The 7,695-nt window shown below is 64.0% G+C and carries 10 protein-coding genes and 1 tRNA gene; 9 read left to right on the top strand and 2 right to left on the bottom strand.

Features of this window, described 5'->3' with window-relative positions; all coding sequences use genetic code 11:
- Window positions 1–159 precede the first annotated feature (159 nt).
- The 7 genes from VGG51_07025 to sigH all read left to right on the top strand — a co-directional run bounded on the left by VGG51_07025 (window position 160) and on the right by sigH (window position 6,142).
- Window positions 160–1,194 carry a PIN domain-containing protein gene (locus tag VGG51_07025; protein ID HEY1882774.1) on the top strand — a complete coding sequence of 345 codons (1,035 nt, stop codon included), beginning with the start codon at window positions 160–162 and terminating at the stop codon, window positions 1,192–1,194.
- The gene (ispD, locus tag VGG51_07020) at window positions 1,191–1,892 is read left to right on the top strand and encodes a 2-C-methyl-D-erythritol 4-phosphate cytidylyltransferase (protein ID HEY1882773.1); all 702 of its coding nucleotides are present in this window, start codon (window positions 1,191–1,193) and stop codon (window positions 1,890–1,892) included. The genes VGG51_07025 and ispD overlap by 4 nt, the downstream gene beginning before the upstream one ends.
- Window positions 1,889–2,389, top strand: a complete 501-nt coding sequence (gene ispF, locus VGG51_07015; GenBank protein HEY1882772.1) for a 2-C-methyl-D-erythritol 2,4-cyclodiphosphate synthase — start codon at window positions 1,889–1,891, stop codon at window positions 2,387–2,389. The genes ispD and ispF overlap by 4 nt, the downstream gene beginning before the upstream one ends.
- A 65-nt stretch (window positions 2,390–2,454) precedes the next feature.
- Entirely contained in the window at window positions 2,455–3,141 is a 687-nt protein-coding gene (gene cysE, locus VGG51_07010) for a serine O-acetyltransferase (protein ID HEY1882771.1), read from the top strand.
- A gap of 9 nt (window positions 3,142–3,150) precedes the next feature.
- The gene (gene cysS / locus VGG51_07005) at window positions 3,151–4,617 is read left to right on the top strand and encodes a cysteine--tRNA ligase (protein ID HEY1882770.1); all 1,467 of its coding nucleotides are present in this window, start codon (window positions 3,151–3,153) and stop codon (window positions 4,615–4,617) included.
- Entirely contained in the window at window positions 4,521–5,390 is an 870-nt protein-coding gene (rlmB, locus tag VGG51_07000; GenBank protein HEY1882769.1) for a 23S rRNA (guanosine(2251)-2'-O)-methyltransferase RlmB, read from the top strand. The genes cysS and rlmB overlap by 97 nt, the downstream gene beginning before the upstream one ends.
- 110 nt (window positions 5,391–5,500) lie before the next feature.
- Window positions 5,501–6,142 carry an RNA polymerase sporulation sigma factor SigH gene (gene sigH / locus VGG51_06995; GenBank protein ID HEY1882768.1) on the top strand — a complete coding sequence of 214 codons (642 nt, stop codon included), beginning with the start codon at window positions 5,501–5,503 and terminating at the stop codon, window positions 6,140–6,142.
- A gap of 35 nt (window positions 6,143–6,177) precedes the next feature.
- On the opposite strand, the gene VGG51_06990 is transcribed toward sigH, so the two are convergent.
- Together VGG51_06990 and VGG51_06985 are read right to left on the bottom strand one after the other, a co-directional pair.
- Window positions 6,178–6,549 carry a VOC family protein gene (locus VGG51_06990; protein HEY1882767.1) on the bottom strand — a complete coding sequence of 124 codons (372 nt, stop codon included), beginning with the start codon at window positions 6,547–6,549 and terminating at the stop codon, window positions 6,178–6,180.
- Between the two features lie 28 nt (window positions 6,550–6,577).
- A tRNA-Thr gene (locus VGG51_06985) sits at window positions 6,578–6,663 on the bottom strand.
- Window positions 6,664–6,736: 73 nt separating this feature from the next.
- Between VGG51_06985 and VGG51_06980 the strand changes: the two genes are divergently transcribed.
- Window positions 6,737–7,129, top strand: coding sequence for a VOC family protein (locus VGG51_06980; GenBank protein HEY1882766.1), 393 nt, complete (start codon window positions 6,737–6,739; stop codon window positions 7,127–7,129).
- A 4-nt stretch (window positions 7,130–7,133) separates the two neighbouring features.
- Window positions 7,134–7,538, top strand: a complete 405-nt coding sequence (locus VGG51_06975; protein HEY1882765.1) for a hypothetical protein — start codon at window positions 7,134–7,136, stop codon at window positions 7,536–7,538.
- The last annotated feature ends 157 nt before the right edge of the window (window positions 7,539–7,695 follow it).

The raw sequence follows: 7,695 nt of genomic DNA, 5'->3' as shown, positions 1-7,695 counted from the left end.
CCAGACGGGTCTGCTCGAGCGCACCTCGGACGCGATTCGGTTGACGCGCCGAGGCCGCTTTCTTGCCAACGACGTCTGCGGAGCCTTCATATCATTCGAGTAGTCAAAAACAACCTGTCGGAAACCATCCTACGCATCGCCTTCATCATCGTGTTCGGCGTGACGGGTTTCTTATTGGGGCGCGAAGCGTACTTCAGCCTCTTCTCGCCGCATTTCGCCAGCGAAACCTGGCAGCTGATTTTCTTGATCGGCTCGCCGGTCGTAGGCGCGATCCTCGGCGCGCTGCTCGCACCGGCGGCGCAAGCGCTTTTCGAGGGCCAGCTCACTCAGGCTGAAGGCGCGATCGAGCGCTTGACGCCGGCGGAGATCGCCGGGGGCGCGGTCGGTCTGGTCGTCGGCCTGCTCGTCGCGTTTCTGATCAAGGGAATCGTCTTCGAACTGATCTCCGACGTTGGACGTTCGGGCACGTACATCGCGATCGTCCTCTACCTCTTCATGGCGACCTTTGCCGCGTACCTCGGTGCGAGAATCGGCGCGAAGACGAAGATCGTACCGCTGCCGCACGGAGCCGGCGGCGGCGGCAGCACAACGTCGAAGCTCGTCGACACATCGGCGATCGTCGATGGGCGCATCGTCGACATCGTCGAGAGTGGATTTTTGGATGGTGCGCTGGTCGTGCCTCGCTTCGTGCTGCGCGAGCTGCAGTCGATCGCCGATTCGGTCGATCCGCTCAAGCGCACGCGCGGCCGCCGCGGCTTCGACGTACTCAGCCGCCTGCAAGAGCTGACGACCTTCGAGATTACCGAGCGCGATTACGACGACATGCCGATGGGGAACGTCGACGCTCGTCTCGTTCGCCTCGCGCAGGAGCTCGGCGCAAAACTCGTTACCAACGACTACAATCTCAATCGCGTCGCGCACGTCGAAGGCGTCGCGGTCCTCAACGTCAACGAGCTCGCGAACGCCGTCAAACCGGTCGTGCTGCCGGGTGAAGAGCTGCACGTCGCGGTCATCCGCGAAGGCAAGGAAGGGCATCAAGGCATCGGCTATCTCGAAGACGGAACGATGATCGTGGTCGAGCACGGCCGGCGTTTGATCGGAGAAGAGATCGACGTTATCGTGACCAGCGTCCTGCAGACGGTCGCCGGCCGCATGATTTTCGCCCGTCCGAAGCGCGAAGGCGTCGCCTCTTGAGGTGGGGCGCCGCGATCGTCGCGGCGGGAAGCGGCAGGCGCCTGGGCCGGCCGAAGCAATTCATCGAACTTGCCGGACTGCCGATGGTCGGCTGGTCGATCCAAACGTTTGCCGCGATGCCGGAGATCTGCGAGCTCGTGATTGCGACCGAACCTGAATCGATCGAACCGATGCGCGCGCTCGTGCGCCGCCTGGCCGCCAATCTTACGCACAGGGTGGTCGCCGGCGGCGCGACGAGGCAGGAGAGCGCCCGCGAATGCATCGTCGCGCTGAGCGAAGATTGCGAGGCGGCCTTCATCCACGACGGCGCGCGCCCGCTCGTCACACAAGCCGACGTTCGCGGCGGCATGCGCGAAACACGTCGCGGCCGGGGCGCGCTCCTGGCCGAACCCCTCGTCGATACGATCAAGCGCGTCGACCCCGATACGCAGATCGTCGACGGAACGCTCGAGCGCAGCGAGCTTTGGGCCGCGCAGACGCCGCAGTTCGGCTGGGCGGCGGATCTGCGCGCCGCGCACGAACGCGCGCGAATGGACGGCACCGCAGTGACCGACGATGCGGCGCTGCTCGAGCGCATCGGCGTCGAGGTCGTCGTCATTCCGTCGAGCGGCGAGAATTTCAAGGTGACGCTTCCGGCGGACGTCGACCGCGCCGACGTGATTCTCCGGCGCCGTCCGCGAACGCTCGCCGCGGGATGACGCGCGTCGGTCACGGTTTCGACGCGCACCCGCTGGTCGAAGGGCGGCGCTTGGTACTCGGAGGTGTCGACGTACCCTTCGAACGCGGTGCGCTCGGGCATTCGGACGCCGACGCGCTGGCGCACGCGATCGCCGATGCGCTGCTCGGCGCCGCGGGATTGAGCGATCTCGGCTCGCGCTTCCCGGCCAACGATCTCCGCTGGAAGGATGCGAACTCGATGGAACTGCTCGCGCAGTGCGCGGCGGCGGTGCGCGAAGCGGGCTATGCGATCGTCAACGTCGACGCGACGATCGTCGTCGACCGGCCCAGGCTCGCGCCCTTCATCGAGCAGATGCGTGAAAGTGTCGCAGCGCGTCTGGAACTCGAGGCTTCGCGCGTCGGGATTAAGGCAAAGAGCAGCGAGGGGCTGGGATTTACGGGCGACGGCAGCGGCATTGCCGTTCATGCCGTCGCGCTGATCGAGGGCCTCGACGCCCTCGGCTTTCCCTCGCGCTAGATTCTGTGTCCGCCGGAATCTAGCGCGAACCCATTTGTTGACGGGCCGGGTTAAACTGTTCGCACATGGACGAGCCCTTCGAGACCATTGCTGCCGACCTGCAGGCGCCGATCGAACGCGATCCGGCCGCTCGCGGCTGGCTCGACGTGGTGCTCTCGTACCCCGGCTTTCACGCGCTGCTCGCGCACCGGCTCAATCACGCGCTCTATCGGGCTGGAATTCCGATCCTGCCGCGCTTCTTGGCGAACATCTCGCGCTTTCTGACCGGCGTCGAGATCCATCCGGCTGCGGAGATCGGTAAGGGCGTGTTCATCGACCACGGCATGGGCGTCGTCATCGGCGAGACCGCGCAAGTCGGCGACGACTGCACGATCTATCAAGGCGTCACGCTCGGCGGAACGAGCCTCTCGCGCGGCAAGCGCCATCCGACGCTCGGCCGTAACGTCACCGTCGGCGTGAACGCTACCGTGCTCGGCGCGATCGTGCTCGGCGACAATGCGAAGGTCGGCGGCGGCTCGGTCGTCGTCAAAGACGTGCCCGCCAACGCGACGGTTGTCGGCGTACCGGCGCGCGTCGTGGCGCAGGATGGCAAGCCGGTGCGCGTCGTCTCCACCAGGCCGCAAGTCGAGATGCCCGATCCTACGGCGGACGCGATCGTCCGATTAGCGCGACGCGTGGAGCAGTTGGAACGGCGGCTTACCGACGTCGAGCAGGGCGAAGCGGCCGAAGAATCCTGGAGCTGGGTCATTTAGCCTTTGAAGTTGTACAACACTCGCACCCGCTCGGTCGAGGCGTTCGAGCCGTTGCGTCCGGGCGAAGTGCGCGTCTACGTCTGCGGGCTCACGCCATCGGCGCAGGCGCATCTCGGGCACGCGCGCTCCTTTTTGTTCTTCGACGTGCTGCGGCGCTATCTCGCGCATCGCGGTTACCGCGTGACGTACGTGCAGAACGTCACCGACATCGACGACCGCAGCATCAACGCCGCCAAGGAGACCGGCGGCGACTACCACGCGATCGTCGAAGGCTTCTACGCCGAGTTCAAAGACTCGATGCGCAAGCTCGGCGTGCTCGAGTACGATCACGAGCCGTACGCGACGCTCTTCATCGAGCCGATCCAGGAGATGATTCGCAAGCTCATCGAGCTGGGACACGCATACGTCGCGCGCGACGGCATCTACTATCGCGTTGCTACCTTCGCCAATTACGGAAAGCTCTCGAATCGAAACGTCGCCGACCTCGAGGCGGGCGCGCGCATCGAGGTCGACGAGCACAAAGAGGATCCGCTCGATTTCGCGCTTTGGAAGTTCGCCAAACCGGGCGAACCGCGCTGGGCTTTCGAGCCGTACCGCGAGGGCCGTCCCGGCTGGCACATCGAGTGTTCGGCGATGTCGCGCGAGCTGCTCGACCCCGAAGGGACGGGCTTCGACATTCACGGCGGCGGCGCCGATCTGATCTTCCCGCACCACGAAAACGAGATCGCGCAGAGCGAGCCGCTAATGGCGCATCCGCCGATGGCGAACTTCTGGGTGCACGGCGGCCTGCTGCTCTTCGATAGCCGCAAGATGTCGAAGTCGCTGGGGAACTTCGAACCGCTGGTCGATATGCTGCGCCGTCACGATCCGCAGGCGGTGCGTTGGCTCTTTCTGCAGACCGGTTATCGGAAGGTGATGAACTTCACCGAAGATTCGATCGCGGCCGCCTCACTTGGGCTCGAGCGGGTCAAGACGGCCTACCGGCTCTTGGCGACGCGTCGTGAAGAGCGGCCGGGGCGGCTTTCGGAATTCGACGCGGCGATGGAAGCCGCACTCGACGACGACATGAACACCGCCGCGGCGCTCGCGGTGCTCTTCGAGTTCGTCGGCAACTTGCCCGACCCCGACACCGACCCGCAGGCAGCGGCCGACGCATTCGGCCGCCTGAACTACTGGTTAAGGATCCTCGGCATCGAGCCCAACGAGTCATGGCTCGCCGAGCCGGTCCTCGAGCTCGAAGCCGACTTCGCCGACCGTCTGCAGCGTGCGCTCGCGGACGCCCGTCTGGGTGACGGCGCCGTCGACCTCGCACGGCTGCCCCCGCCCGACGCGATCGAGCGCGTCATCGCGTTGCGCGCGCAGGCTCGGAACGACAAGGATTGGGCGACCTCCGACCGCCTGCGCGACGCGCTGGCGGCCTGCGGCATCGAACTCAAGGATTCGAAAGAAGGTACGAGCTGGACCGTCGCCGGCTGAACCAGCGTCGCCGTCCGGAGCTGGATTTCGACGACCTGATCTACGGGATCCACGCGATCGCTGAAGCCCTGCTTGGGGGCGAGCGCCTGCGCGTCATCCACGTCTTGGCCGACCGCAAGAAAGACGCCGCTCTGCGTTCGCTCCTCGCGCAGGCGAAAGAGCGCGACGTCCCCGTCCGTTTCGAGCAGCGCGGCTTCTTCGAGCGGGTGCCGTTGCGGGCTCACCAGGGTGTCCTGGCCGTGGCCCCGCCCTTCCCGTACCGCACGCTGGATGAGTTGCTCGCGGCCCCCTCTGCGGGCGGCGCACGGCTTTTCGTGGTGCTCGACCATCTGACCGACCCGCACAACGTCGGTGCGATCGTGCGCACCGCCGAGGCGGCCGGAGCCGGCGGGCTGATCCTGCCCGAGCGCCGCTCCGCCGGAATCAACGCCACGGTGCGGAAGGCCGCTTCCGGCGCCGCCGCCCACCTGCCGATCGCCCGCGTTTCCAACGTCTCCGAGGCGATTCGAACCCTCAAAAAAGCCCATATTTGGGTCGCCGGCGCGGACGCCGGCCCTGAGGCGACCCTTCTCTGGGAGGCAGATCTCAACCGCGACCTGGCGCTGGTTCTGGGCAGCGAGGGCAGCGGTTTAGCCCAGCTAGTCCGGCGCGAGTGCGACTTCCTGTTGCGAATTCCGATGCGAGGTAGGGTCGGCTCGCTTAATGCTTCGGTCGCGGCTGCCGTTGTTATATATGAGGCCCTTCGTCAGCGCGAATGCTCGCTTCGTCCTTGACGAGAGAGGGGGAACCTCCTATATACTAAGCGACGACGTGCCGTGCCAGATGGGCTCCGGCCCACGCATGCGGCTCGTCTACCCCACGAGGCAAGACAAGAACTATGGCAATGACCCATCCAGCGGCGGATGGAGTTGAGTACCAACAGCGGGTCGACGAAGACCTGGTGGCCATCGCGAAGACCGGGGACAACCTGGCGATGGAATACCTGCTCAACAAGTACAAAAACTTCGTTCGCATTAAAGCGAAAAGTTATTTTCTCATTGGCGCCGATCGGGAGGATATCATCCAGGAAGGCATGATCGGTCTTTACAAGGCCGTGCGCGACTTCAAGGCCGATAAGCTCTCTAGCTTCCGCGCGTTTGCCGAACTCTGCATCACGCGGCAAATCATCACGGCGATCAAGACCGCGACGCGCCAGAAGCACATCCCGCTCAATCAGTACATCTCGCTGAACAAGCCGATCTACGACGAGGATAGCGAGCGTACGCTTCTCGACGTCATGGCGTCGCAGAAGACCTCCGATCCCGAAGAACTGGTCGTCACGCAGGAAGTCTCCGACGATATCCGCCAGCGCATCCGCCAGAATCTCTCGGAGCTGGAGTCTCAAGTTCTGGAATCATATTTAGAAGGTAAGAGCTACCAAGAGATGGCGCGCGATCTGGGCCGGCACGTCAAGTCGATCGACAACGCCCTGCAGCGTGTGAAACGGAAGATCGAAAAGAACCTCGCAGAGTTCGAGTTCCAGTAGCGAAAACGCCGGCGACACGATGCCGCCGGCGGCAGCTAATGCGGCTGCAGCACTCCAAAGATGTTGCCGTCAAGGTCTTTGAAGTACGCGAGCAGTCCGACACCGGGGATGTCGTGCTTGTCGAAGGCGATCGTGCCGCCTTTGCCGACGATCGCGTCGAGCGTTTGATCGAGCGACTCGACGGCGATCGTGCAGACGTAACCGTTTACCGCGGCATCCGAAGCCGGGGCGGCGCCTTGGCGGGGCACGATGCCGCCGTCGATACCCGGCCCCTCGCCGGTCGAGACGAGCCAATAGTCCATCGGGCCGTCCCACTTGGCGATCTTCCAGCCGAAGACGTCGGTGTAGAACTTAGCCGCGGCTTGAGGATCCGCGGAATGAATTTCGAAGTGAAGAACTCGAGCCATTGAACCCAACTTTCAGCGCGTTGCAATCTGGAGCCGACGGCCGGATTCGAACCGGCGAGCGCTTTCGCGGCCACATTACAAGTGTGGTGCCGTCAACCACTTGGCTACGTCGGCAAATAGCAGGCTCCACTTGTACCGGAGCCGCCGGCAAAACCTGCCGGCACAAGGAAGATACGCGTTTTCGCCGTTGAACGGGCGCGCTATGCTCCACCACGTCGACATTCACGTTCGCAATCTCGATGCGGCCCGCGCGCTCTTCGACGGACTCGCCGATGCAATCGGCTATCGTCCGCTCGCAAACGACCCGGATTTTGCGGGCTATGAAACGATCGCGGGCGGTCGTCCGAGATTCGGTCTCATTCTCGATCCGGCGCACCGTGCCGGGTCGATGAGGGTCGCATTCGCGGTCAAAACGCGGGCAGAGGTCGACGCGGCGGCTCGCGTTGCCGCACGGCACGGTGCGCGCGCGATCGAAGGGCCGGGCTTGCATCCGGAATACGGCGACTACTATGCGGTCTTTTTCGAAGACGCCGACGGCAACCGGTTCGAAATCACGACCGGCGGAGCAGCGGGCGCTTAGCAGGATGTTTTGCGAGCGGCGGCGCGAACAGGACCGCAGCGACTCGCTCTATGTGGAGATCAAGATGAAAACGTTCGCGGCCGTTTTGCTTCTCGTTACGCTCGGTGCAGCCGGTGCCGGCGGAAGTGTGACCGTAAATCCTTCGAGTATCGGCTTCAAAGAGGCGATTGCGGCTTGCCCATCGGGAACGCTCGCTGCGCTGACGCTCACTCTGGGGCACTTGCGGATCGCCGAAGCTTCGGGCGTCGACTCCGATATCGACGACGCCAACCCGAGCGCGCAATCGGTCATGCTTTCAAAAGGCTCGCAGAGCGCGACGGTCAAGGTCAACGCCGCAAAGAATAGCGTTGCCGCGAAACACGTTAGCCTGCAATCGAGTGGACGGGTCGCCTGCGTAGCGCCCGACTAAGAAGGTTCTTAGCCTAGTGTAGTGAGTTAGAAGTTCGTTCGCAAACCTTTACCACTTTATCCAGGATCATGTCGGCGGTAGCGGTCCACACGAACGGTTTGGGGTTCTTGTTACGTTGTCGGACGTAGGCGGGGATTTCCCGCTCGAGTTGCGCCAC

It is taken from the genome of Candidatus Cybelea sp. (assembly GCA_036489315.1).
Classification (GTDB): domain Bacteria; phylum Vulcanimicrobiota; class Vulcanimicrobiia; order Vulcanimicrobiales; family Vulcanimicrobiaceae; genus Cybelea.
The sequence above is the reverse complement of the archived record's forward strand: the minus strand, read 5'-3'. Positions and strand labels throughout refer to the sequence as shown.

Excerpts from the sequence above, each read along its gene's own strand:
- ispF (HEY1882772.1), top strand. The coding sequence starts at position 1,889 with ATGACGCGCGTCGGTCACGGTTTCGACGCGCACCCGCTGGTCGAAGGG.
- cysE (HEY1882771.1), top strand. The coding sequence starts at position 2,455 with ATGGACGAGCCCTTCGAGACCATTGCTGCCGACCTGCAGGCGCCGATC.
- sigH (HEY1882768.1), top strand. The coding sequence starts at position 5,501 with ATGACCCATCCAGCGGCGGATGGAGTTGAGTACCAACAGCGGGTCGAC.
- VGG51_06990 (HEY1882767.1), bottom strand. The coding sequence starts at position 6,549 with ATGGCTCGAGTTCTTCACTTCGAAATTCATTCCGCGGATCCTCAAGCC.
- VGG51_06975 (HEY1882765.1), top strand. The coding sequence starts at position 7,134 with ATGTTTTGCGAGCGGCGGCGCGAACAGGACCGCAGCGACTCGCTCTAT.